This window comes from Mesorhizobium sp. CA13, from assembly GCF_020165235.1.
In the GTDB taxonomy this organism is placed as follows: Bacteria; Pseudomonadota; Alphaproteobacteria; order Rhizobiales; family Rhizobiaceae; genus Mesorhizobium.
Genome location: NZ_JAIUHS010000009.1, coordinates 12,982 through 34,707 on the forward strand (window position 1 = coordinate 12,982; position 21,726 = coordinate 34,707).

General features: G+C 63.2%; 24 protein-coding genes. 10 read left to right on the forward strand and 14 right to left on the reverse strand.

Annotated elements, in window-relative coordinates; all coding sequences use genetic code 11:
• Nucleotides 1-29: 29 nt before the first annotated feature.
• The 4 genes from LB566_RS19975 to LB566_RS19990 form a co-directional block, all read right to left on the reverse strand.
• The gene (locus LB566_RS19975) at nt 30-1,016 is read right to left on the reverse strand and encodes a Gfo/Idh/MocA family protein (RefSeq protein WP_224625980.1); all 987 of its coding nucleotides are present in this window, start codon (nt 1,014-1,016) and stop codon (nt 30-32) included.
• A gap of 131 nt (nt 1,017-1,147) precedes the next feature.
• Nucleotides 1,148-1,723 carry a YceI family protein gene (locus LB566_RS19980; RefSeq protein ID WP_224625982.1) on the reverse strand — a complete coding sequence of 192 codons (576 nt, stop codon included), beginning with the start codon at nt 1,721-1,723 and terminating at the stop codon, nt 1,148-1,150.
• Nucleotides 1,724-1,789: 66 nt separating this feature from the next.
• Nucleotides 1,790-2,362 (reverse strand): cytochrome b, encoded by a 573-nt coding sequence (locus tag LB566_RS19985; RefSeq protein WP_224625984.1) that lies wholly within the window; start codon nt 2,360-2,362, stop codon nt 1,790-1,792.
• Between the two features lie 60 nt (nt 2,363-2,422).
• A complete protein-coding gene (locus LB566_RS19990) occupies nt 2,423-3,313 on the reverse strand; it encodes a LysR family transcriptional regulator (RefSeq protein WP_224625986.1) in 891 nt (296 codons plus the stop codon).
• A gap of 96 nt (nt 3,314-3,409) precedes the next feature.
• Between LB566_RS19990 and LB566_RS19995 the strand changes: the two genes are divergently transcribed.
• Entirely contained in the window at nt 3,410-4,405 is a 996-nt protein-coding gene (locus LB566_RS19995; RefSeq protein ID WP_224625988.1) for an aldo/keto reductase, read from the forward strand.
• A gap of 238 nt (nt 4,406-4,643) precedes the next feature.
• On the opposite strand, the gene LB566_RS20000 is transcribed toward LB566_RS19995, so the two are convergent.
• The 7 genes from LB566_RS20000 to infC form a co-directional block, all read right to left on the reverse strand.
• Nucleotides 4,644-5,246 carry a nucleotidyltransferase family protein gene (locus tag LB566_RS20000; protein WP_224626000.1) on the reverse strand — a complete coding sequence of 201 codons (603 nt, stop codon included), beginning with the start codon at nt 5,244-5,246 and terminating at the stop codon, nt 4,644-4,646.
• Nucleotides 5,247-5,294: 48 nt separating this feature from the next.
• Nucleotides 5,295-7,703 (reverse strand): phenylalanine--tRNA ligase subunit beta, encoded by a 2,409-nt coding sequence (pheT, locus tag LB566_RS20005; RefSeq protein ID WP_224626002.1) that lies wholly within the window; start codon nt 7,701-7,703, stop codon nt 5,295-5,297.
• Nucleotides 7,704-7,746: 43 nt separating this feature from the next.
• Nucleotides 7,747-8,844 (reverse strand): phenylalanine--tRNA ligase subunit alpha, encoded by a 1,098-nt coding sequence (gene pheS, locus LB566_RS20010; protein ID WP_140550406.1) that lies wholly within the window; start codon nt 8,842-8,844, stop codon nt 7,747-7,749.
• 142 nt (nt 8,845-8,986) lie between these two features.
• Entirely contained in the window at nt 8,987-9,388 is a 402-nt protein-coding gene (gene rplT / locus LB566_RS20015; protein WP_006201247.1) for a 50S ribosomal protein L20, read from the reverse strand.
• 91 nt (nt 9,389-9,479) lie between these two features.
• Nucleotides 9,480-9,683 carry a 50S ribosomal protein L35 gene (gene rpmI / locus LB566_RS20020; protein WP_006201248.1) on the reverse strand — a complete coding sequence of 68 codons (204 nt, stop codon included), beginning with the start codon at nt 9,681-9,683 and terminating at the stop codon, nt 9,480-9,482.
• A gap of 209 nt (nt 9,684-9,892) precedes the next feature.
• Nucleotides 9,893-10,519 carry a methyltransferase family protein gene (locus LB566_RS20025; protein ID WP_224626004.1) on the reverse strand — a complete coding sequence of 209 codons (627 nt, stop codon included), beginning with the start codon at nt 10,517-10,519 and terminating at the stop codon, nt 9,893-9,895.
• A gap of 144 nt (nt 10,520-10,663) precedes the next feature.
• Nucleotides 10,664-11,200, reverse strand: a complete 537-nt coding sequence (gene infC, locus LB566_RS20030; protein ID WP_140491142.1) for a translation initiation factor IF-3 — start codon at nt 11,198-11,200, stop codon at nt 10,664-10,666.
• A 219-nt stretch (nt 11,201-11,419) separates the two neighbouring features.
• Here infC and LB566_RS20035 point away from each other — a divergent pair, with 219 nt between their 5' ends.
• The 4 genes from LB566_RS20035 (at nt 11,420) to LB566_RS20050 (ending at nt 14,885) form a co-directional block, all read left to right on the forward strand.
• Nucleotides 11,420-12,184, forward strand: a complete 765-nt coding sequence (locus LB566_RS20035; protein ID WP_224626006.1) for an alpha/beta hydrolase — start codon at nt 11,420-11,422, stop codon at nt 12,182-12,184.
• Between the two features lie 2 nt (nt 12,185-12,186).
• On the forward strand, nt 12,187-13,329 hold the full coding sequence (locus LB566_RS20040) for a benzoate/H(+) symporter BenE family transporter (protein WP_224626009.1): 1,143 nt from the start codon (nt 12,187-12,189) through the stop codon (nt 13,327-13,329).
• 117 nt (nt 13,330-13,446) lie between these two features.
• A complete protein-coding gene (locus LB566_RS20045; protein WP_224626010.1) occupies nt 13,447-13,929 on the forward strand; it encodes a DUF2852 domain-containing protein in 483 nt (160 codons plus the stop codon).
• A gap of 203 nt (nt 13,930-14,132) precedes the next feature.
• On the forward strand, nt 14,133-14,885 hold the full coding sequence (locus tag LB566_RS20050; RefSeq protein ID WP_140643796.1) for a M48 family metallopeptidase: 753 nt from the start codon (nt 14,133-14,135) through the stop codon (nt 14,883-14,885).
• A gap of 98 nt (nt 14,886-14,983) precedes the next feature.
• Here the strand turns inward: LB566_RS20050 and LB566_RS20055 are convergent, their stop codons facing one another.
• Nucleotides 14,984-15,202: a hypothetical protein gene (locus LB566_RS20055; RefSeq protein WP_224626012.1), complete on the reverse strand. Its 219-nt coding sequence runs from the start codon at nt 15,200-15,202 to the stop codon at nt 14,984-14,986.
• A gap of 111 nt (nt 15,203-15,313) precedes the next feature.
• Between LB566_RS20055 and LB566_RS20060 the strand changes: the two genes are divergently transcribed.
• From LB566_RS20060 to LB566_RS20080, 5 genes are all read left to right on the forward strand, one after another.
• Nucleotides 15,314-15,973: a phosphoribosylanthranilate isomerase gene (locus LB566_RS20060; RefSeq protein ID WP_224626014.1), complete on the forward strand. Its 660-nt coding sequence runs from the start codon at nt 15,314-15,316 to the stop codon at nt 15,971-15,973.
• Between the two features lie 89 nt (nt 15,974-16,062).
• Nucleotides 16,063-17,313 carry a tryptophan synthase subunit beta gene (trpB, locus tag LB566_RS20065; RefSeq protein WP_140550414.1) on the forward strand — a complete coding sequence of 417 codons (1,251 nt, stop codon included), beginning with the start codon at nt 16,063-16,065 and terminating at the stop codon, nt 17,311-17,313.
• Between the two features lie 61 nt (nt 17,314-17,374).
• Nucleotides 17,375-18,214 (forward strand): tryptophan synthase subunit alpha, encoded by an 840-nt coding sequence (gene trpA / locus LB566_RS20070; RefSeq protein WP_140550415.1) that lies wholly within the window; start codon nt 17,375-17,377, stop codon nt 18,212-18,214.
• A 181-nt stretch (nt 18,215-18,395) separates the two neighbouring features.
• Nucleotides 18,396-19,322 (forward strand): acetyl-CoA carboxylase, carboxyltransferase subunit beta, encoded by a 927-nt coding sequence (accD, locus tag LB566_RS20075; RefSeq protein ID WP_140643805.1) that lies wholly within the window; start codon nt 18,396-18,398, stop codon nt 19,320-19,322.
• Nucleotides 19,323-19,384: 62 nt separating this feature from the next.
• Nucleotides 19,385-20,710 carry a bifunctional folylpolyglutamate synthase/dihydrofolate synthase gene (locus tag LB566_RS20080; protein ID WP_224626016.1) on the forward strand — a complete coding sequence of 442 codons (1,326 nt, stop codon included), beginning with the start codon at nt 19,385-19,387 and terminating at the stop codon, nt 20,708-20,710.
• Between the two features lie 209 nt (nt 20,711-20,919).
• Here the strand turns inward: LB566_RS20080 and LB566_RS20085 are convergent, their stop codons facing one another.
• Entirely contained in the window at nt 20,920-21,201 is a 282-nt protein-coding gene (locus LB566_RS20085) for a cupin domain-containing protein (RefSeq protein ID WP_140524093.1), read from the reverse strand.
• A gap of 134 nt (nt 21,202-21,335) precedes the next feature.
• The gene (gene trxA / locus LB566_RS20090; protein ID WP_411910494.1) at nt 21,336-21,722 is read right to left on the reverse strand and encodes a thioredoxin; all 387 of its coding nucleotides are present in this window, start codon (nt 21,720-21,722) and stop codon (nt 21,336-21,338) included.
• Nucleotides 21,723-21,726 lie beyond the last annotated feature (4 nt).

Genomic DNA, 21,726 nt, shown 5'->3' on the forward strand with positions numbered 1-21,726 from the left:
GTCCCGAACCGGATTTATATCAATGCCGGTCAGACCGCCTCCCAACCGTCCTTGCCGCCGGCGCGGAAGATGGCGTCGATGACCTTCTGGTTGAGCACGGATTCCTCCAGCGTGAAGACGCGCTCCTTGCTGCCTTGGGCCGCGCGCGCAAAGGCCTCGACCTCCAGCCGGTACTGCTGCGTGCCGGGAAAGCGGAACACCTGCGCCTCGGTGTGGTTCTGATTGTGCAGCTCGATGCGGTGGTGATCGTAGAGCCCGGCATTGAAGGGCGAGAACACCTCGATGAACCCGTTCTCGCCATGGAACACCATCACCTGGCGCGCGGCCATCTGGGTCGAGAGATAGAAGGACAATTCAAAGTCGCCGAAATCGGCGCGGATCGAGGAATAGATGTCGGTGCCGAATTTTTTGTCGCGCTCGATCGTCGCTTGCACGCGCAGCGGTTCCTTGCCTGTGGAAAAGCGCGTCGACACGGTCGGGTAGACGCCGATGTCGGGCAGCGCGCCGCCGCCGAGATCGAGCTGGTTTCGCATGTTGTTGGGGTCGACATTGTAATAGGAAAACGCGCCTTGGACGTGGCGCAGCCGGCCGATGGCGCCGCTGGCGATGAGGTCGCGCACCTTGATCCATTGCGGGTGGTAGACGACCATGAAAGCTTCGCAGACCAGCACCTTCTTCTGGTCGCGCAGCTTGATCAGCGGCGGGATGTCCTTGGCGTCGAGCGCCAACGGCTTTTCGACCAGCACATGTTTTCCCGCCTGGATGGCCTTGGCCGTCCATTCGACATGCTGCGATGTCGGCAGCGGGATATACACGCCGTCGATCTCGTTCGAGGCGAGCAACTCCTCATAGGAACCGAAAGCATGCGGCGCGCCGAAGCGGTCGGCCAGCGCACGAGCCTTCGAGTGATCGCGGCTGGCGATGGCGGACAGCACGCCATTCTCCGCCTCCACGATCGCCGGCAAAAGCTGCTCGCGGCCGATCTTGGCCGTCGACAATACACCCCATCGGAACATCAGGCTTCTCCATGTCGATTATGTCGATGGAGGTGTGCCCTAATTCAGGGAAAAAGCCAATCTGCGCCGCCGTCATCTGCGCTGCATCGCTTCGTTTCTTGCTTCGCCTCGGCATGACCAACTCGCCAAGGCTAACTCCTCTTTCCCGTCAGCGTCATGTCGAAGTCGACGACATTGGAATAGAGCGGCGTGCCAACATCCATGCCGTAGCGCGACCGCAGCACCTTGCCGGTGACGTGGAATTTGATCGTGCCGGACTTGAGGCTGTCGAGTTCGGCGGTGAACTTTTCCGCAAACGTCTTGCCGCGCGCCGTCAGCCGGCCGGTGACCAGGGCCGTCTTATCGCCGGTGCGGGTCACGCTGGTCGAGCGGAACTGGATTTCAGGGCTGTTGGCCGCATCGAACACCGCGTCGGAGCGCAGGAAGGCGTCGATGCGGCCCTGGCCGGTGCCGACGCTTTCGGGAAAGATGGTGAGGTCGACCTTCGAGCGCCCGACATCGCTGTTGTCGATGCGGATCGTTCCCTTGAAGCGGGCGAAGTAGCCATCGAACCCGCCGCCGCCGGCCTTGCCGATGGTGAAGCGGATCGAGGAGGCAGCCTGGCTGATCATATAGCTGCCGGCGGCATCGCCAAGGACAACTGCTGCCCAGGCGGGCACGGCAAGGCAAGTGGCAAGGACCGCCGATCCGAGGATGCGCGCATACATGAGATTATTTCCTTTTTGGAGGCAACGCTCTTCGCGCCTCGCTTACAAACGAGGTCAAAACCCGTTCTATTCCCGGCCTGAGGAAGGCGTGACCATGCGCGCGAGCACATCGTCCTTCAGCCGGAAATGATGGCGCAATGCCGCTGCGACATGCAACGCCACGAGGGCGGCGGCGGCATAGGCGAGATACCAGTGCGCAGCCGCCCAGAAATTTTCGGCGGCATCGGATTCGGCAAGCGGCAGATTGGGCATCACGAACAGGTTGAACGGCATGCTGGGGATCTCCAGCGTCGAGACCGAGACCAGCGCCCAGCCGGACAGAGGCAGAGCAAGCTGGAAAGCGTAAAGCGCCAGATGAGCGAGCGGCGCCGCCCGGCGCTCCAAGGTTCCGACCGAGGAAGGCAAGGCCGGCGCCGCATTGCCGAGCCGCCAGGCGATGCGCAGGATGACAAGGCCGAGCAGCAGGAACCCCAGCGACTTGTGCAGTTGGATGAGCTCGAAAGCCGCGCGCTGGCTGCTGATGCGGACCATCACGAAACCGAGTGCGAACTGGCCGATGAAGACCAGCCCGATCAGCCAGTGAAGCAGGATTGCCGCCCAGCCGTAGCGGGTCGGGGTATTTATGATCGAAGCTCGCATGGAAGGCGAACGAATGCCGCGTCGGCTTTCTTCCACCCTCCCTACAAGGGAGAGGAGAGCCTATTCGCTCACCTTGAAGAAATCGACAAAAGCCCTGAGCGCCGGCCGCATCTGGCGGCGGCTCGGATAGTAGACGAAGAAACCGTCGAAGGATGGACACCAATCCTCCAGCACGCGAACGAGCCGGCCATCGCGGAGCGGCTCGCGGACATAATCCTCGAAGACGAAGGCAAGCCCGGTCCCGTCGACCGCCGCCTGGGCGATCAGTTGGTCTTCGTCGAGAATCAACGGTCCCTCGACCGCCAACTCGATCTCCTCGCCATCCTTGGCGAATTCCCAGCGATAGAGGATACCGCTCGAGAAGCGGAAGCGGATGCAGCGATGGTCGGACAAGTCACGCGGATGGCGCGGCCTGGGCATGGTGTCGAAATAGGAGGGAGCACCGACCACGGCGCCGCGGATATCGGGCCCGATGCGCACCGCGATCATGTCGCGTTGCAGGCTTTCGCCAAGCCGCACGCCGGCATCGAAACCGCCCTCCACCACGTCGGTGAAGCGGTCCTCGATGACGATCTCCAGCACGATATCGGGATAGGCTGATGCAAAGGCGCCGAGCCGTGGCGTCAGCACCAGGTGCGCTGCCGTGCGCGGCACGCTGAGCCGCAGATTGCCGGCCGGCCGGTCGCGCGCCTCGACCGCCGTCTCCAGGGCCAGGTCGATCTCCGACAGCGCCGGCCGCAATCGTTCCAGCAACCGCGCGCCCTCTTCGGTCGGGGCAACGCTGCGGGTGCTGCGTGCCAACAGCCGCACGCCAAGCCGCGCCTCAAGGCTGGATACGGCATGGCTGACCGCCGACGGCGCGATCGCCAGTTCCCTGGCCGCGCCGCGAAAGCTGCCGCATTGGGCAACAGTTGCCAGCACCGCAAGCTGTGAAAGATGTGCTCGGTTCATTGATCTATTTTCTAGAATGCCCCGTGCACATATGAGCCGATTATCGAACATAAGGCAAGGCGCTATCTCCTGAGCATCGCAACAAGGAGACGCGTGATGAAAACCCGCAAACTCGGTACTGAACTGGAAGTGTTCCCGGTCGGCCTCGGCTGCATGGGCATGAGCTTTGGCTATGGCGGCCAGCCGGAAGCCGAGGCGATCGCCACCTTGCATCGCGCCGTCGAGATCGGCGTCAATTTCTTCGACACGGCGGAGGTCTACGGGCCCTACGAGAACGAGATCCTGCTCGGCAAGGCACTGAAGCCGGTGCGCGAGAAGGTGACGATCGCCACCAAATTCGGTTTCAAGATCCTGGAGGAAGGCACCGGCACCGATCGGATGGCGGGCGTCGACAGCCGCCCCGAACACGTCAAGGCCGTCGCCGAGGCGTCGCTGAAGCGGCTGGGCACCGATGTCATCGATCTCTACTACCAGCACCGCGTCGATCCGAACGTGCCGATCGAGGATACGGTCGGCGCCATGGCCGAGCTGGTGCGCGAGGGCAAGGTGCGCGCGCTCGGCCTTTCGGAAGCGAGTGCCGCCACCATCCGCCGGGCGCATGCCGTGCATCCGATCGCGGCCGTCCAGAGCGAGTATTCGTTGTGGAGCCGTGACCCCGAGGACGATGTGTTCGCCGTCTGCCGCGAACTCGGCATCGGCTTCGTTCCCTACAGCCCGCTCGGCCGTGGCCTGCTCACCGGCACGATCGCCAAGCCGGAAACGCTTGATGACGACGACTGGCGCCGTGGCCTGCCGCGCTTCCAGGCCGATGCCATGGAAGCCAATGCCAAAGTCGTGGCCACGCTGGAGAAGATGGCGGCTGAAAAAGGCGTCACCTCGGCGCAGCTGGCACTCGCCTGGGTGCTGCACCAGGGCGATTTCATTGTTCCGATCCCCGGCGCGCGGAAAATCCGCCATCTGGAGCAGAACACGGCGGCGGCTGATATCGAGCTGAGTGCTGCCGAGGTTGCGGCTATCGGCGATGCCCTGTCGCCCGACAAGGTCATGGGCAAGCGCTACACCGAGGAATTGCTGGCATTGGTGAATGGGTAGCCAAAGAGAGGAAACGGGCGGCGCTTATGTTGAGAGGTCTGCGCGAGGCGCCCCCCCTCTGCCCTGCCGGGCATCTCCCCCTCCAGGGGGGAGATGGGCTATCATCGGCGATTTCGCCAATTGTCGACGTTGTGGGAATGAGCGAAAGGCCGAAACTGCCAATCTCCCCCCACGTGGGGGAGATGTCCGGCAGGACAGAGAGGGGCGCCTCGCGCAGACATTCTTGATCTATGCGCCCCTACCACGGCACTACCGTGATCTCCGGCCAGTTCGCCTTGGCTCGTGCCCCCTTCACCTCATGCGTTTGCTGATTGTCCATCGCCCGGTTCGGCGTGATGCGGAACGAGAAGACGTCGTCGAGACCGAACGGCGCCACAAGTTCCAGTTGACCATCCGCGTCGTATCGCAGCCCGACCGCATGCGTCTTCGACGCAAAGAACCGGACCGACTCGCTCGAACTCGTGTAGCGCGGACAGCGCCGCCCGAACTTCTGCGGGTACCACAAATGCACCCGCGCCTGGTTGCGCACCTCGACCGGCAGGGGCAGCCCCTGGAAATGCTTCGCCGCCCGGCGGATGACGGCGTCTTCGGCCTCGTAGGACAGGTCGCTGTCGTCGAAATAGAACAGGTCGACATCCTTGATGCCATAACCCGACGGCTTCCCCGTCAGATGGTTCCAGACCGAGTTGTAAAGCACGCCGGAGACCACCAGCCAGTCGGGCAGAGCAAGGCGACGTGCCCGAGCCAGAGCGTCATGGAGCAAGGCGTCCTTCGACACGACATCGAGAAACGCAGCACGCTGTGTTTCGAACGGGAGCCCGGAATAGCGCAGATGGTCCATCGCCCTTTGGAGGGCGATTCGCCACGTTCCCGCAATCCCGGAAAGAGGCTATGCCCTGAGCACGCCTCCGGTCTGCTTGCCGACATTCTCGACGATGCGCTTGGCCAGAGCCTCGAAATCCTCGTCGGTCAGCGTCTTCTCGACCGGCTGGATCGACACTTCGATGGCGATGGACTTCTTGCCCTCGCCCAGTGACGCACCCTCGAAAACATCAAAGACCGAGACGCCGGTGACCAGCTTCTTGTCCGCGGCGAGCGCCGCGCGTACCAGCGTGCCGGCCTCGACCGCCTTGTCGACGACGAAGGCGAAGTCGCGCTTCACCGCCTGGAAGGCGGAGAGATCCAGCCTGGGCTTCGTTTTCGTCGGCTTTGCCTTGGGCTCGGGCACGGCATCGACATACACTTCGAAGCCGCAGAGCGGGCCGGAGACGTCGAGGCCCTCCAGCGTTTTGGGATGAAATTCACCGAACGTGCCGAGCACCGTCTTCGGTCCGAGCTTGATCGTTCCGGAGCGACCAGGATGGTACCAGGACGGGCTGCCGGCCTCGATCTGCAGCCGCTCGACCGGCGCGCCGCAGGCTTCCAGTGCGGCGATGGCATCAGCCTTGGCGTCGAACACGCCGACCGGACCGGAATTGCCAGCCCAGTTGCGGCCGGAACCGTCGAGCTTGGCGGTGCCGCGCCGCACGCCGGCGGCGACGCGCCGTTGCTGGTCGGCGACGTCGCCCTCATAGGTGCCGGAGACCTCGAACAACGCCACGTCGCCAATGCCCTTGTCGGCATTGCGCTGGGCGGCTGCGATCAGGCCGGGCAGCAGCGAGGGCCGCATGTCGGACATGTCGGCGGCGATCGGGTTGGCGAGCTTGAGCGACGCCTGCCCGCCGCCGAACAGTTCGGCGTGCCTGGCGGGGATGAACGACCAGGTGACCGCCTCCATCATGCCGCGCACGGCCAGCGCCCGCTTGGCCGCGCGAGTGCGGATCTGCAGCGTCGTCAGGATCTTGCCGTTGACCGCGTCATGCGCACCGAGCGGCTGCGAAGCGATGTTGTCGACGCCGTGGATGCGCATTACCTCCTCGACCAGGTCGGCCTTGCCGTCGACATCGGGGCGCCAGGACGGCACGGCGATATCGACGACATCGCCCGAGCCCTCAGGCTTGAAGCCGAGACGCGTGAGAATATCGAGGCTTTCCGCCGTCGGCACTTCTATGCCGGTCAGCCGCTTCACTTCCGACAGGGGGAAGGAGACGATCTTGGGCTGATGGCCGGCATAGCCGGCCACCTCGATTTCCGTCGGCGTGCCGCCGCAGAAATCGAGCACCAGCCGGGTCGCGAGCTCAACGCCCGGCACCATGAATTCGGGGTCGACCCCGCGCTCGAAACGATAGCGGGCATCGGTGATGATGCCGAGCGCACGCCCGGTGCGGGCCGTGGTGATCGGGTCCCAGAGTGCGGATTCGATCAGCACGTCGGTCGTGTTATCGTCGCAGCCGGAACGCTCGCCGCCCATGATGCCTGCGATCGATTCCACGCCATTGTCATCGGCGATGACGCACATCTCCGGCGTCAACGTGTATTCGCGCCCGTCGAGCGCCAGCACCTTTTCGCCGTCCCTGGCACGGCGCACGACGAGGTTGCCGGCGACCTTGCCGGCATCGAAGACATGCAGCGGCCGGCCACGATCGAAGGTGACGTAGTTGGTGATGTCGACCAGCGCGCTGATGGGCCTGAGACCAATGGCGATCAGCCGCTGCTGCAGCCATTTCGGCGACGGGCCGTTCTTGACGCCCTTGACCAGGTTGAGCGCGAAGCCGGGGCACAGTTCCGGCGCCTCGATCGTCACCTTGACCGGGCACATTCCATTGCCGACATGCGGCATGATGGCGCCGCCGACAAGGCGGCCGAGACCGCTCGCTGCCAGGTCCCGGGCGATGCCGTAGACGCTGGTGGCATCCGGTCGGTTGGGCGTCAGATTGATCTCGATGACCGGATCGTCGAGATGGGCATAAGCGGCGAAGCTGGTGCCGACCGGCGCATCCTCGGGCAGGTCGATGATGCCGTCGTGCTCGTCGGAAAGCTCCAGCTCGCGCTCGGAACACATCATGCCGTGGCTTTCGACGCCCCGGATTTTGCCGACCGTCAGCGTCACGTCGATGCCGGGCACATAAGTGCCGGGCGCAGCGAAGGCGCCGATCATGCCCGCGCGTGCATTGGGTGCGCCGCAGACGACCTGCACGGGCGGCTTGCCGTCGCCGGTGTCGACGGTCAGCACCCGCAGCCGGTCGGCGTCGGGATGCTGCACCGCCGTCAACACCCTGGCGATGACAAAGGGCTTCAGGCTCGCCTTGTCGTCGACATGCTCGACCTCGAGGCCGATCGAGGTCAGCCGCTCGACGATCTCATCGAGCGAAGCATCGGTCTCGAGGTGATCCTTGAGCCAGGAGAGGGTGAATTTCATGATGCTGTTCCGTAATGTATCGCAGCAGGAAGGGTCTTGGCTCTCACGCGCTCAAGCCTCCGAACAAGGTCGGCATGTCGAGCGGCCGGAAACCGTAATGCGACAGCCAGCGCACATCGGCATCGAAGAAGGCGCGCAGGTCCGGCATGCCGTATTTCAGCATGGCGATGCGGTCGATGCCCATGCCCCAGGCAAAGCCCTGGTACTCGTCCGGATCGAGCCCACCGGCCCTCAGCACGTTGGGGTGCACCATGCCGCAGCCGAGGATCTCCATCCAGTCGGAGCCTTCGCCGAAGCGCACCTCGCCGGGCCGCGAGCGGTCGCATTGGATATCGACCTCGAGGCTTGGCTCGGTGAACGGGAAGAAGGACGGCCGGAAGCGCATTTTGACCGACGGCACCTCGAAGAAGGCCTTGCAGAACTCTTCCAGCACCCATTTCATGTTGGCGACGTTGGCCGATTTGTCGATCACCAGCCCTTCGACCTGATGGAACATCGGCGAGTGGGTGGCGTCGGAATCCTGCCGATAGGTCTTGCCCGGAATGACGATGCGGATCGGCGGCTTCTGCTTCTCCATGGTGCGGATCTGCACCGGCGAGGTGTGGGTACGCAACAGCTTGCGCTCGCCCTTCTCGTCCGGCTGGAAGAAGAAGGTGTCGTGCATCTCGCGCGCCGGATGGCCTTCCGGGAAATTCAACGCGGTGAAATTGTAATAGTCGGTCTCGATGTCGGGGCCTTCGGCGATCGCGAAGCCGAGATCGCCGAAGATCGCCGCGATTTCGTCGATGACCTGGCTGATCGGATGGATGCGGCCGCGCTCGGCCGGCGACTGCCGCACCGGCAGTGTCACGTCGACCTTTTCGGCGGCGAGCCGCGCGGTGATGGCGATATCCCTGAGTTCCGCCTTGCGCGCGGTGAGCGCCTCGGTGACACGGTTCTTGAGGCCGTTGATGGCGGGGCCTTTGACCTGGCGCTCCTCGGCGCTCATCGAGCCGAGCGTCTTCAGCATTTCCGAGATCGATCCCTTCTTGCCCAGCGCCGCGACGCGCACGGCTTCTATCGCGGCCTCATCAGCAGCCGACGCTATGTCGGCGAGCAGCGAAGCTTCCAGGGTTTCAAGATTTCCAGCGGTGGCGTTCACGGCGAAACTCTCTCGATCGGGCAACCCACCATCACCGGGCGTGTCACCAATTTGGTTACATCAGGCATAAGAAAAACCCGCGCCAGCCGTGCCAGCGCGGGTTCCCCAAATCAGAATTTCGAATGCTTGGGAAGCGCTGGTCCTAGGCGACAGCGCTTTCAAAAGCGTTCGGGGTGGTGTTCTTGAGATACTCAAGAGCAACCTTGGCCTTGGCGACGAGCGCGGCGAAAGCCTGCGGCTCGTGGATGGCCATATCCGACAGAATCTTGCGATCGATCTCGATGCCAGCCTTGTTGAGGCCGTCGATGAAACGGCCATAGGTCAGGCCGTGCTCGTGGGTCGCGGCGTTGATGCGCTGGATCCACAGGGCGCGGAACGAGCGCTTGCGGTTCTTGCGGTCGCGGTAAGCGTATTGCAGCGACTTTTCCACCGCCTGCTTGGCGATGCGGATGGTGTTCTTGCGGCGGCCGTAGAAGCCTTTCGCGGCTTTCAGGACCTTCTTGTGCTTGGCGTGCGAGGTGACGCCTCTTTTTACGCGTGCCATGTCATGATCTCCTTAAAAGCAATTCCAGGAAAAGTGCCTTGCGGTTTTCCGTTCGGAATTGCGTAAAACAAATTCGTGTTCGGCCGAATGCTCAGAGGCCGTTCGGCAGAAAATTCTTGATGACCTTCTTGCCATCCGGTTCAGCCAGAACCATCGTGCCGCGGGCATTTCGAATGAACTTGTTGGAACGCTTGATCATGCCGTGACGCTTGCCGGCCGCAGCCGACAGGACTTTACCCGTACCGGTGATCTTGAACCGCTTCTTGGCGGCCGATTTGGTCTTCATCTTGGGCATTTTGCTACTCCGTTTCTATGAGGTCCCTGTCGTGCCTGCGGCACTTCACGCCTCTTGTTTTGTTCGCTTCGGGCCGACCAAAGCCCGAAAAGCAAATGAAACCGCCACGGCATGCCCTGCCGGGCGGTTTTCTTGGAACGGCGGTCCTATACGTCAAAGCAGGCGGCTGTGCAACACCCTCCGCACCACACCCCGCGCTCGGTCCTCGATCAGGGGAGCGTAAACAACACCGGCAGCATACCCGACTGCTGAGCGCCGTCGATCAGTTCGAAGGCTGGCAGCGCGATGAGGAACACCAGGCCGTCGAGAAGTGTGGTCAACAGCAGACGCGGCTTGAAGTTGCCGGTGTCGCCCTCCTGGTAGAGGGAAAGCTTCGGGAAAAAGCGCGGCACTCTTGCCAGATAGGCCTGATAGGGCGCGCCGAGCGCTTCTTTGAGGAATTTCTCCTCGCGCAGGATGACGATATGGAAGGCGCCTGCACACAGGACAGCGAACAGAATGATGCCGGAAAACGAGCCGATCTGCGCGCCGACGCCGGCCGCGGCCACGGTCGAGAACACATAGAGCGGGTTGCGGGTGATCGAATAGGGCCCGCCCGTCACAACTTCGGAAGATTTGCGCCCACCTATGTAGAGTGTTGACCAAAGGCGCCCGACGATGCCCAGGAAAATCAGCAGCACGCCGAACATCTCGATCGTTTCATGCATCGCCGTGTCGGGCGGGAAGGTCGATTGCCCGAACAGCAGGGCTGCGAAGAGCACCACCACGAGCACGGCAAGCACCAGCCTGCGGGTGCGCTGGTAGCTACCCAGCCCGTATTTGAGTTTTTTGTCCAAGGGAGGAATCCGATCGTCGAAGAGCTTTGCCGGCGATCGCAGCTTTGAGCCAAGAAATAAGGCGTCCCGCCGATCGCCGGGACGCCCTGTAGCACAATTCAGGCGGATTTAGAGCGCGATGTCCGAGCCTGACGTCATCGTGATCTAGCGCGGCGCCAGCACCATCATCATCTGGCGGCCTTCGAGCTTCGGCTCCGCTTCCACCTTGGCGATGGTAGCCACTTCCTCGCGCACCTTGTTCAGAAGCTGCATGCCGAGTTCCATATGCGCCATCTCGCGGCCGCGGAAGCGCAATGTCAGCTTGACCTTGTCGCCTTCCTCGAAGAAGCGGCGCACCGCCTTCATCTTGGTCTCATAGTCATGGCTGTCGATGTTGGGGCGCATCTTGATCTCCTTGATCTCGATGACCTTCTGGTTCTTGCGCGCCTCGGCCGCCTTCTTCTGGTTGGCGTATTTCAACTTGCCGAGATCGAGGATTTTTACGACGGGCGGCTGCGCGTTGGGCGATATCTCGACGAGATCGAGCCCTGCCTCTTCGGCGAGCAGCAATGCGTCGTTGATGGAAACATCGCCACGGTTCTGGCCTTCGGCGTCGATAAGCTGGACCCGGGGAACCCGGATGTCACGATTGGAGCGCGGCCCATCCTTGGTCGGCGCCGCTGCTTTGAAAGGTCTGCGAATGGTCGTGGTCTCCTTGGCCGTTTCGTTCTGGATTTGCAGGTCTTGATATGTGGACGCGCCAATGTGGGGAGCGCGCGGGCGGAGTCAATAGCACAGCATTGACAGAAAATCACCTGATCGCTGCCTGCACCAAACAAAGAAAGATCGCGAGCACTTTTCGCCACGCCACAGGCTGTGTCACAAGACCCTGCGCCGAACGACGGCGCGAGGAAAAAAGCCATGACTGCCCCTGTCTTTCTGGATGTCGACGGATCGAGCATCGCGGTGCGCCATATCGCGGGCGCGACGCCTGGCGTCGTCTGGCTCGGCGGCTACAAGTCGGACATGCTGGGCACGAAGGCTGAAACGCTATCGGATTGGGCGGCAAAAGAAGGCCGCGCCTTCCTGCGTCATGACTATTCCGGACACGGCGAATCCGGCGGCGCCTTTGCCGACGGCACGATCTCGAAATGGCTTTCGCAAAGCCTGGCCGTGTTCCGGCATTTCGCCAGCGGCAGCCAGATCCTGGTCGGCTCGTCGATGGGCGCCTGGATCGCGCTGCGCATGGTGCAGGAATTGCGCAAGGCAGGCGACGCAAGCGTCGTCGGCCTGGTGCTTCTGGCGCCGGCGCCGGATTTTACCGCGGAACTGGTCGAACCGGTGCTGACCAAGGCGCAGAAGCGCGACCTTGCCAAAAAAGGCTTCTTCGAGGAGCCGTCGGACTATTCCACCGAGCCTTACATCTACACGCGCGCCCTGATCGAGGATGGGCGCGACAACCTGGTCATGACCGGCCCGCTCGACACGCATTGCCCCGTCCACATCGTGCAGGGGCTGGCCGATCGGGACGTACCGTCGAGCCATGCGCTGAAGCTGGTCAGCCTGCTGCCGGCCGACGATGTGACGCTGTCGCTGATCCCCGACGGCGACCACCGGCTGTCGCGGCCGCAGGATCTCGACATGCTGGTGCGGGCGGTCGGCGACATGGCCGGGCGGGGCAGGTGACGATGCGCCTTTCCATCCCGGTCTCAGCTTTTGTCGCGGCCATCGTCGGTTTCGGCGGCACGCTGGCCATCGTCATTGCCGCCGCCCACGCGGTCGGCGCGACGCAAATTCAGACGGCGAGCTGGGTGACCACCATCTGCCTGGCCATGGCGGTCGAAAGCCTGTGGCTGTCCTGGCGAACGAAGATGCCCGTCATCACCGCCTGGTCGACGCCGGGCCTGGCGCTGATGGCGGCGTCGAGCGGCTTTTCGATCGGCGAGGCCGTCGCCGCCTTCATCGTTACCGCCATTCTTTTGGTCGCCACCGGGCTGTTTCGGCCGTTGACGAAACTGATCTCGGGGATACCGCCCTCGGTCGCTTCAGGAATGCTGGCCGGCATTGTCGTCACCTTCGCCCTCAACGCGGTCAAGACTGTTCCCGTCGACCCCTGGCTGATCCTGCCGTTGATCGCTGCCTTCTTCGTCATCCGCCTGTTCAATCCGGCGCTGTCGGTGCTGGCAGTGCTGGTCGGCGGCGGGCTCGCCGCGTTTCTCACCGGCCGCGTCGGCGGTTTGCCCACTCCTGAACTGTCGACGCTCACTGTGATTGCGCCTGTGTTCACCGCCAAGGCGATAATCGGCCTGGCAGTGCCGCTCTACCTGGTCACCATGGCTTCGCAGAACCTGTCGGGCCTCGCCGTGCTGCGCGCCGCCGGCTACCTTCCGGAACCCGGTCCGCTGATCGGCATCACCGGCCTGTTTTCGCTGCTTTCGGCGCCGTTCGGCGGTTCGACCACCAATCTGGCGGCAATTTCGGCGGCTATCTGCACCGGGCCCGATGTTCATCCCGATCCCGCCGAGCGCTGGAAGACCGGGCCGTTCTATGCGCTTGCCTACCTGATCTTCGCGATTTTCGGCGCTTCTCTGGTGGCGATCTTCGCCGTCCTGCCGCAGAGCCTGATCGTGCTGGTTGCGGGTCTTGCGCTGATGGCCTCGCTGGCCAACGCGCTGGCGATCGCGCTCAAGGACGAAAGCGAGCGCATGGCCGCCACCGTCACTTTCGTCGTCACCGCTTCGGGGCTGACCTTGTTCGGCGTCGGCGCCGCCTTCTGGGGACTGATTGCTGGGCTGGTCGTGCTTTTCCTCGATATGCTCAAAAAGCGATAATCATTTCAGCAGCTTGTCCGGTTTTAGCCGACATTGTCTTGAATCGCCGTTTTTGCCTTCCCATTTCGATTCCACGCAGCCGGTCCTGGCTGTCTCCAACCGAAGGAATGGGAGAAAATGAACACATCTGCATTGATCCGCCCGGCCTGGACGCCGGCAACCATCGCGTTGATGGTGATCGGCTTCATGGTGTTCTGGCCGCTCGGCTTCGCCATGCTCGCCTACATCATCTGGGGCGACCGGCTCGAGGGCTTCAAGCGTGACGTCAACCGCGCGACCGACGGCATCTTCGCCGGCTGCCGCCGCGGTTCCGACAAAGCCGCGCGCTGGGGCCACGGCTCCGCCCGCACCGGCAACGTCGCGTTCGACGACTGGCGCGAAAAGGAGCTTGAGCGCCTGGCAGAGGAACGCCGCAAGCTCGACGAGATGCTGGCCGAGTTCGACGACTACGCCCGCGAATTGCGTCGCGCCAAGGATCAGGACGAGTTCGATCGCTTCATGGCCAACCGCAACAAGTCGACCGCGCCGGCGAAATCCGACCCAAGCACCGGCACGGCCCCCACCAAGCGCGGCAAGGGCTCGAACCTGCTTGACGACTAAAGCCCGGCGCATGCCTCCGAAAACCGGAACCGATTTTCGGCAAGGGTCACGCGCCACTTTTAAGTGCTACACTGTCGCTTGTGCGTCCCACAGGACGCGTGGCGCGGTAGGGCAGACCTGATTGTAAAAAAAACGGCGCCGCGCGAGCGGCGCCGTTGCTTTTTTGTTCTATTCGTTTTTCTCGAATCGCGTATCGTCCGGCCATGACCCTCGGATTCTTCCGCAATCTGACGAAGCCCAAGCCTGTCGTGGAGCGCGAATATTGCGTCGCCGGCCGCACGCTGCCGCTCAAGATCGTGGAGAGCGACAGGGCGCGCCGTCTGACGTTGCGCATCGATTCCGGCGGCCAGGGCCTGCGTATCACCGTGCCGCCGGGCCTGCGCCGCGGCGAGGTGGAGCGGTTCCTCGACCGTCATCAGGACTGGCTGGAGCAGCGGCTGGCCAAGGTGCCGACGCGGCCGCAGGTACGGCCGGGCATCAAGATACCCATACGCGGCGTGCCGCACCGCATCGTGCATGAACCGTCAAGGCGCGGCACCGTCACCGTGTCGCGCGACGAACGCGGTCCGCTGCTGATCGTGCATGGCGAGCGCATCCACCTGCCGCGCCGCATCGCCGATTTTTTGAAGCGCGAGGCCAAGAAGGAGATCGAGAAGCTGGTGGCCAGGCACACCGAGGCGCTTGGCAAGCGCGCCAAGGCGATCCGCTACAAGGACACGTCCAGCCGCTGGGGCTCGTGCACTTCCGAAGGCAATTTGTCCTTTTCCTGGCGCATCATGATGGCGCCGCCGCCCGTCATCAACTACCTCGTCGCGCATGAAGTGGCGCATCTGAAAGAGATGAACCACGGACCGAAATTCTGGAAATTGTGCGAAAAGCTCTGCCCCGACACCGATCGCTGCAAGGACTGGCTGAAGCGCAATGGCGGCGCCCTGCAGGCGATTGTGTTTGAATAGAATAACGCGGCCGCTTAGAGGCGGCGTGAATCAAATGGTAGGTAGCGTTCCTTCGCGGTCCCCTCTGCCCCGCCGGCATCTACCAGGGCGCAAATCGCTCAATCGTCATTCGCCGCATTCAGCTCCTCCGGCCGCAGCCCCTCTTCGGCGTGATGCGGCCAGGGCAAAAAATTCCGGTCGAATGCGTCGCCGCCGAAATAGTCGAGCGCCCGATGCGCCTCGGCGCCGTTGAAGGCGGCCTTGTCCATCAGATGCGCAATCACTTCGCGCGCCTGCGCGATCTTCTGCTTGAGTTCGGCAACGGTTCTGTCGGCCATGATGTTCTCCCGCCTTGCATGCTTCCCATGGATAGGTAGCGCCGTTGGCCTTGCCGGCAAACAGCATGCTTTTTCTCGACTCTGCCTCGATTTCATGCCAATTCCCGCGCCATGGCACTCGACATCAAGATCTGCGGCTTGAAGACCGACCAGGCAATGGCCGCGGCGCTGGCCGGCGGCGCCAGCAATGTCGGCTTCATTTTCTTTGCCAAGAGCCCGCGTTACGTCGAACCCGCCGAAGCCGGGCGGCTGCGCGAAGCCGCCCGCGGCAAGGCTTTGGCGGTTGCCGTTACCGTCGACGCCAATGATGCCTTCCTGGACGAGATCATCGACCGCATGCGCCCGGACATGCTGCAGCTCCATGGTTCGGAAACGCCAGAGCGCGTGGCCGAACTGAAAGCCCGCTATGGCCTGCCGGTCATGAAGGCGCTGCCGCTCAGCGAAGCCGCCGATCTCGAGCGTATCAAACCGTTTGTCGGGGTCGCGGACCGGTTCCTGTTCGACGCCAAGCCGCCGAAGGGGTCCGAACTGCCGGGCGGCAATGGCGTTGCGTTCGACTGGCGCATCCTGGCCGGCCTTGACGCCGGGCTCGATTACATGCTTTCCGGTGGGCTCAACGCCGCCAATATCGGCGATGCCCTTCGGCTTGCCAGCCCGCCCGGAATTGATATTTCCTCCGGCGTGGAAAGCGCGCCGGGCGTCAAGGATCCGGCGCTGATCGAGCAGTTTTTCCGGGCCGTCAAGGCAGCGCGAGACGACCGCGCCGCCTGACCGGCTCAAACCCGAGCATGTCCCGGAAAAGTGGAAACCGGTTTTCGACAGGACATGCTTAAGAAAATCGAGATGCCAGGAGATCGGCGATGAACAAGCCGGCGACACCCAATTCCTTCCGCACGGGACCCGACGAACAGGGCATGTTCGGCATTTTCGGCGGTCGTTTCGTTGCCGAAACGCTGATGCCGCTGATCCTCGACCTCGAACGGCACTGGAACGAGGTCAAGAACGATCCAGATTTCAGGGCTGAGCTCACCGATCTTTCGACCCATTATGCTGGACGGCCCTCGAAGCTTTATTTCGCCGAGGGCCTGACGAAACATCTTCGTGAGGTTTCCTCGGCAAAGGGCCTCGGGGGCGGCGCAAAGGTTTATTTCAAGCGCGAGGACCTGAACCATACCGGTTCGCACAAGATCAACAATTGCCTCGGCCAGATCCTGCTGGCCAAGCGCATGGGCAAGACGCGCATCATCGCCGAGACCGGAGCCGGCCAGCACGGCGTGGCGTCGGCCACCGTCGCTGCCCGTTTCGGCTTTCCCTGCGTCGTCTATATGGGTGCCACCGACGTTGCCCGCCAAAGCCCCAACGTGTTCCGCATGAAGCTGCTCGGCGCCGAAGTGCGGCCGGTGACCGCCGGCCACGGCACGCTGAAGGACGCCATGAACGAAGCCCTTCGTGACTGGGTGACCAATGTCGAGGACACTTATTACCTGATCGGCACTGCGGCCGGCCCGCACCCCTATCCGGAGCTGGTGCGGGACTTCCAGTCGGTGATCGGTTCGGAGGCGCGCGCGCAGATCCTCGAGCAGGAGGGCCGGCTGCCCGACACCATCATTGCCGCCGTCGGCGGCGGTTCCAACGCTATCGGCCTGTTCCATCCGTTCCTCGACGACAAGGATGTCCGCATCATCGGCATCGAGGCTGGCGGGCGTGGCCTCGACGGCGTCGAACACTGCGCCTCGATGAATGCCGGCGCGCCGGGCGTGCTGCACGGCAACCGCACCTATCTCCTGCAAAATGCCGACGGCCAGATCATGGACGGCCATTCGATCTCGGCCGGCCTGGATTATCCCGGCGTCGGGCCCGAGCATTCCTGGCTGCGCGATTCTGGCCGCGTCGAATACGTGCCGATCCTCGACGACGAGGCGCTGGAGGCCTTCAAGCTGACCACGCGCGTCGAAGGCATCATCCCGGCGCTCGAATCGGCGCACGCCATCGCCCATGCGGTGAAGATCGTGCCCGCCATGGACAAGGACCAGATCGTCATCGTCAACCTGTCCGGCCGCGGCGACAAGGACGTGCATACGGTGGCTTCGATGCTGGGCATGGAGATCTAGGCCCGTTGGACAGTTCGACTTGGGAGTTGATTATGAGCAAAATTCGTCCAAAGGGCCAGACATGACCACCCGCATCGACCGCCGCATGGCGAAGCTCAGGAACGAAGGCCGCCCAGCGCTCGTCACCTATTTCATGGGCGGCGACCCGGACTATCAGACGTCGCTGTCGATCATGAAGGCGCTGCCAACGGCCGGCGCGGACATTATCGAACTCGGTATGCCGTTCTCCGATCCGATGGCCGATGGCCCGGCGATCCAGGCCGCGGGCTTGCGGGCGCTGAAAGGCGGCCAGACGCTGGTCAAGACGCTGAAGATGGCGGCTGACTTCCGCACCGGCGACAATGAGACGCCGATCGTCCTGATGGGCTACTACAACCCGATCTACATCTACGGCGTCGACCGCTTTCTCAAGGACGCATTAGCCAGCGGCATCGACGGGCTGATCGTTGTCGACCTGCCGCCTGAGATGGACGAGGAGCTGTGCATCCCGGCGCTGAAAGCCGGCATCAACTTCATCCGGCTGGCAACGCCGACCACCGACGACAAGCGCCTGCCCAAGGTGCTGCAGAACACGTCCGGCTTCGTCTATTACGTGTCCATGACCGGCATCACCGGTTCCGCGCTGGCCGACACCGGCAAGGTGGCTGCGGCGGTCAAGCGCATCAAGGGCCATACCGATCTGCCGGTCTGCGTCGGCTTCGGCGTCAAGACCGCCGAACAGGCGCGCGTCATCGGCGCCAATGCCGACGGTGTCGTCGTGGGCACCGCGATCGTCAATGCGGTCGCCAATGTGCTGGGGCCGAAGGGCGAAAAGACCGCCGACCCGGCCGAGGCCGTCGCCACGCTGGTCAGCGGCCTTGCACAGGGCGTGCGCTCGGCCCGCCTTGCTGCCGCCGAATAGTTTTCCTACCTCAGGTCTTGTGCACGTCGCCATCCCGGGCGGCATGCCCTGGATCGGTTTGCCGTTTCACGGAAACGCCGAACCGCTCTATCTTTTTGTTTTACCGCAATTCCGGACGGAAAACCGGTTCACACTTTTCCTGGAATTGCTCTAACTCTTCGTCAGGACAGGAGCCGAAGCGATGAACTGGATCACCAACTACGTTCGCCCGAAGATCAATTCGATGCTCGGCCGGCGCACCGACATGCCCGAGAACCTGTGGATCAAGGATCCCGAGACCGGGGAGATGGTGTTCCACAAGGATCTGGAATCCAACCAGTTCGTCATCCCGTCTTCGGGCCATCACATGAAGATCTCGGCCAAGGAGCGGCTGAAATACTTCCTCGACGACGGCAAATATGAGCAGCTCGAAAATCCCAAGGTCATGTTGGACCCGCTGAAGTTCCGTGACGAGAAGCGCTACACCGACCGGTTGAAGGACGCCAAGGCCAAGACCGGCCTGGAAGATGCCATCGTCAACGCGCTGGGCACCGTGGAAGGCCTGCCGGTGGTGGTGACGGTGCAGGATTTCGCCTTCATGGGCGGTTCGCTCGGCATGGCCGCGGGCGACGCCATCGTTCATGCCTTCGAGGTGGCCGTGCAGCGCAAGCGGCCGCTGATCCTGTTTGCCGCTTCCGGCGGCGCGCGCATGCAGGAAGGCATCCTGTCGCTGATGCAATTGCCGCGCACCACGGTCGGCGTCGACCGGCTGAAGGAGGCCGGCCTTCCCTACATCGTCGTGCTGACCAATCCGACCACCGGCGGCGTCACTGCCTCCTACGCCATGCTGGGCGACGTGCACATCGCCGAGCCAGGCGCGCTGATCGGCTTCGCCGGACCGCGCGTCATCGAGCAGACCATCCGGGAAAAACTGCCGGACGGCTTCCAGCGCTCCGAATATCTGATGGAGCACGGCATGGTCGACATGGTGGTGTCGCGACTGGAGATGCGCCAGACCATCGCGCGGCTCTTGAAGATGCTGCTCAAGATGCCGGAAGAGCACAAGCCCCTGGAACCGGAAATCCTGCCGCCGGCGGTGGTCGCCACGGAAGCACGGCCGCAGGCCTGACGCGACACTCTTTGCCGCGAACCGCGATTGCGCGCGATCCATCGCGCGCTTAGGACTCTTACATGACCACGCTTGCCGCCGACCGTGAAATCGACGCGCTGATGGCGCTTCACCCGAAAGGCTTCGACCTTTCGCTCGACCGCATTTCACGGCTGCTGGAGCGCCTGGGCAATCCTCAGGACTTGCTGCCGCCGGTGATCCATATCGCCGGCACCAACGGCAAGGGCTCCTGCGCCGCCTTCTCGCGGGCGCTTCTGGAAGCGTCCGGCCGGCTCGTGCACGTGCACACCTCGCCGCATCTGGTCAGCTGGCACGAGCGCTACCGGCTGGCGGCTGATGGCGGCGGCAGGCTGGTCGAGGACGATATCTTCGCCGAGGCTATCGCCCGCGTCGCCAAGGCCAATGGCGGCGAGAAGATCACCGTTTTCGAGATCCTCACCGCCGTCACCTTCATCCTGTTTTCGGAGCATCCGGCCGACGCCGCCATCATCGAGGTCGGGCTCGGCGGCCGCTTCGACGCCACCAATGTCATCGCCAGGCCGGCTGTCTCGGTGATCATGCCGGTGTCGATGGACCACGAAGCCTATCTCGGCGACCGCGTCGAACTGATCGCCGCCGAGAAGGCCGGCATCATCAAGCCCGGCTGCCCGGTGGTCATCGGGGCGCAGGAAACCGAGGCGGCGCAGCAGGTGCTGATCGAAACCGCCGAGCGGCTCGGCTGCCCGACCCTGGTCTATGGACAGGATTTCCTCGCCTTCGAGGAGAACGGCCGCATGGTCTATCAGGACGATGACGGCTTGATGGATCTGCCGCCGCCGCGGCTGCCCGGGCGCCACCAGTTCGCCAATGCCGCCGCCGCGATCGCTGCCGTCAAGGCAGCCGGCTTCGAGATCAGCCACCGTGCCGCCGAGAAGGCGATGACCACTGTCGCCTGGCCGGGGCGGATGCAGAAGCTGTCGCAAGGCAGGCTGACGGAACTGGCGCCCAAGGGCGCCGACATCTGGCTCGACGGCGGCCACAATCCGGGCGCCGGCGTGGTCGTCGCCGAGGCGCTCGCCGAACAGGAAGAGAAGAACCCCAGGCCGCTTTTTCTCATCTCCGGCATGATCAACACCAAGGACCAGAGCGGCTATTTCCGCGCCTTCAATGGCCTCGCCCGGCACGTCTATACGGTGCCGGTGAGCCTAAGCGACGCCAGCGTGCCGAACGACGAACTGGCGGCCCGCGCCACGGAGGCCGGGCTGACGGCCGAGCCGGTGAGTTCCGTCGCCAGCGCGCTGATGTTGCTGCGCGACACCTGGGACGGCCCGCCGCCGCGCATCCTGATCGGCGGGTCGCTCTATCTGGCTGGAGCGGTGTTGGCGGAGAACGGCACGCCGCCGACGTGACATACCGATAATCAGAAATCTATCCTACCCGGCGCCTAAAGCGATCTCGGCTCGCGTGCCTTTGCGCTACGGACTGAGAGCTGGGGTTCGGCCATTTCAAACTCCTTGTTGAAAAGACACGTATCCCGGCTTGTATCTGCCATCAAGATGGCAATTGATGGCTCGTCACTCGCCATGAATCTCCGCTGCCGTATTCGAGGCGAACGCCGCTATTTCAGCTCGATCTCGATGAAGGCATATTCGCCTTCATTGGCGCTGATGACGTCGTGCTCGACGCCTTCCCTGCGGAAATAGGGCGCGCCTTTCTTCATTTCGGCGAAGGATTCGCCGTCCTTGGTCAGAAGCTTCACCTTGCCGTCCATCAACGGCACGACCACATAGTCGTGGCCATGGCGATGCCAGCCGGTGTTGTCGCCCGGCTGAAAGCGGTATTCCGTGACAATAACGCGCTCATTGTCGATGAAGACGGTGGCCTTGGCGGATCCGGTCATTTTTTCTCTCCCTGCTTCTGCTGTCAGCAGAAAACATGGAGGCTCCGCATGTCAGGGCCAGAACGGGCGACCGATGACGCCAACAAAAAGCCCGGCGCGATTGGCCGGGCTTGATATCGGGAATTTCGAATGGATCAGGCGAGATTACCGTTGATCCAGTGCGACAGCGCGGTCTTGGGCGCGGCGCCAACCTTCACATCGGCTCTTTCGCCGCCCTTGAAGATCATCAGCGTCGGGATCGAGCGCACGCCGAATTCCGCTGCGAGTTCGGGATTCTCGTCGATGTTGAGCTTGGCGATCTTCACCTTGCTGCCGAGTTCATTGGCGATGTCTTCCAGCGCCGGCGCGATCATCTTGCAGGGACCGCACCATTCCGCCCAGAAATCCACCACGACCGGCTCCTTGGCGTCGAGCACAGCGGTCTGGAAATTGTTCTTGTCGACCTTGACGGTAGCCATGCGGAAATCCTTTCGAAATTTTTTCGTCGCACCAAATGTGGTGGTTGCCGCGCCCTTCTTCAAGCAG

Excerpts from the sequence above, each read along its gene's own strand:
- LB566_RS19975 (WP_224625980.1), bottom strand. The coding sequence starts at position 1,016 with ATGTTCCGATGGGGTGTATTGTCGACGGCCAAGATCGGCCGCGAGCAG.
- LB566_RS19980 (WP_224625982.1), bottom strand. The coding sequence starts at position 1,723 with ATGTATGCGCGCATCCTCGGATCGGCGGTCCTTGCCACTTGCCTTGCC.
- LB566_RS19985 (WP_224625984.1), bottom strand. The coding sequence starts at position 2,362 with ATGCGAGCTTCGATCATAAATACCCCGACCCGCTACGGCTGGGCGGCA.
- LB566_RS19990 (WP_224625986.1), bottom strand. The coding sequence starts at position 3,313 with ATGAACCGAGCACATCTTTCACAGCTTGCGGTGCTGGCAACTGTTGCC.
- LB566_RS19995 (WP_224625988.1), top strand. The coding sequence starts at position 3,410 with ATGAAAACCCGCAAACTCGGTACTGAACTGGAAGTGTTCCCGGTCGGC.
- LB566_RS20000 (WP_224626000.1), bottom strand. The coding sequence starts at position 5,246 with ATGGACCATCTGCGCTATTCCGGGCTCCCGTTCGAAACACAGCGTGCT.
- pheT (WP_224626002.1), bottom strand. The coding sequence starts at position 7,703 with ATGAAATTCACCCTCTCCTGGCTCAAGGATCACCTCGAGACCGATGCT.
- rplT (WP_006201247.1), bottom strand. The coding sequence starts at position 9,388 with ATGGCACGCGTAAAAAGAGGCGTCACCTCGCACGCCAAGCACAAGAAG.
- rpmI (WP_006201248.1), bottom strand. The coding sequence starts at position 9,683 with ATGCCCAAGATGAAGACCAAATCGGCCGCCAAGAAGCGGTTCAAGATC.
- LB566_RS20035 (WP_224626006.1), top strand. The coding sequence starts at position 11,420 with ATGACTGCCCCTGTCTTTCTGGATGTCGACGGATCGAGCATCGCGGTG.
- LB566_RS20040 (WP_224626009.1), top strand. The coding sequence starts at position 12,187 with ATGCGCCTTTCCATCCCGGTCTCAGCTTTTGTCGCGGCCATCGTCGGT.
- LB566_RS20045 (WP_224626010.1), top strand. The coding sequence starts at position 13,447 with ATGAACACATCTGCATTGATCCGCCCGGCCTGGACGCCGGCAACCATC.
- LB566_RS20050 (WP_140643796.1), top strand. The coding sequence starts at position 14,133 with ATGACCCTCGGATTCTTCCGCAATCTGACGAAGCCCAAGCCTGTCGTG.
- LB566_RS20055 (WP_224626012.1), bottom strand. The coding sequence starts at position 15,202 with ATGGCCGACAGAACCGTTGCCGAACTCAAGCAGAAGATCGCGCAGGCG.
- LB566_RS20060 (WP_224626014.1), top strand. The coding sequence starts at position 15,314 with ATGGCACTCGACATCAAGATCTGCGGCTTGAAGACCGACCAGGCAATG.
- trpB (WP_140550414.1), top strand. The coding sequence starts at position 16,063 with ATGAACAAGCCGGCGACACCCAATTCCTTCCGCACGGGACCCGACGAA.
- trpA (WP_140550415.1), top strand. The coding sequence starts at position 17,375 with ATGACCACCCGCATCGACCGCCGCATGGCGAAGCTCAGGAACGAAGGC.
- accD (WP_140643805.1), top strand. The coding sequence starts at position 18,396 with ATGAACTGGATCACCAACTACGTTCGCCCGAAGATCAATTCGATGCTC.
- LB566_RS20080 (WP_224626016.1), top strand. The coding sequence starts at position 19,385 with ATGACCACGCTTGCCGCCGACCGTGAAATCGACGCGCTGATGGCGCTT.
- LB566_RS20085 (WP_140524093.1), bottom strand. The coding sequence starts at position 21,201 with ATGACCGGATCCGCCAAGGCCACCGTCTTCATCGACAATGAGCGCGTT.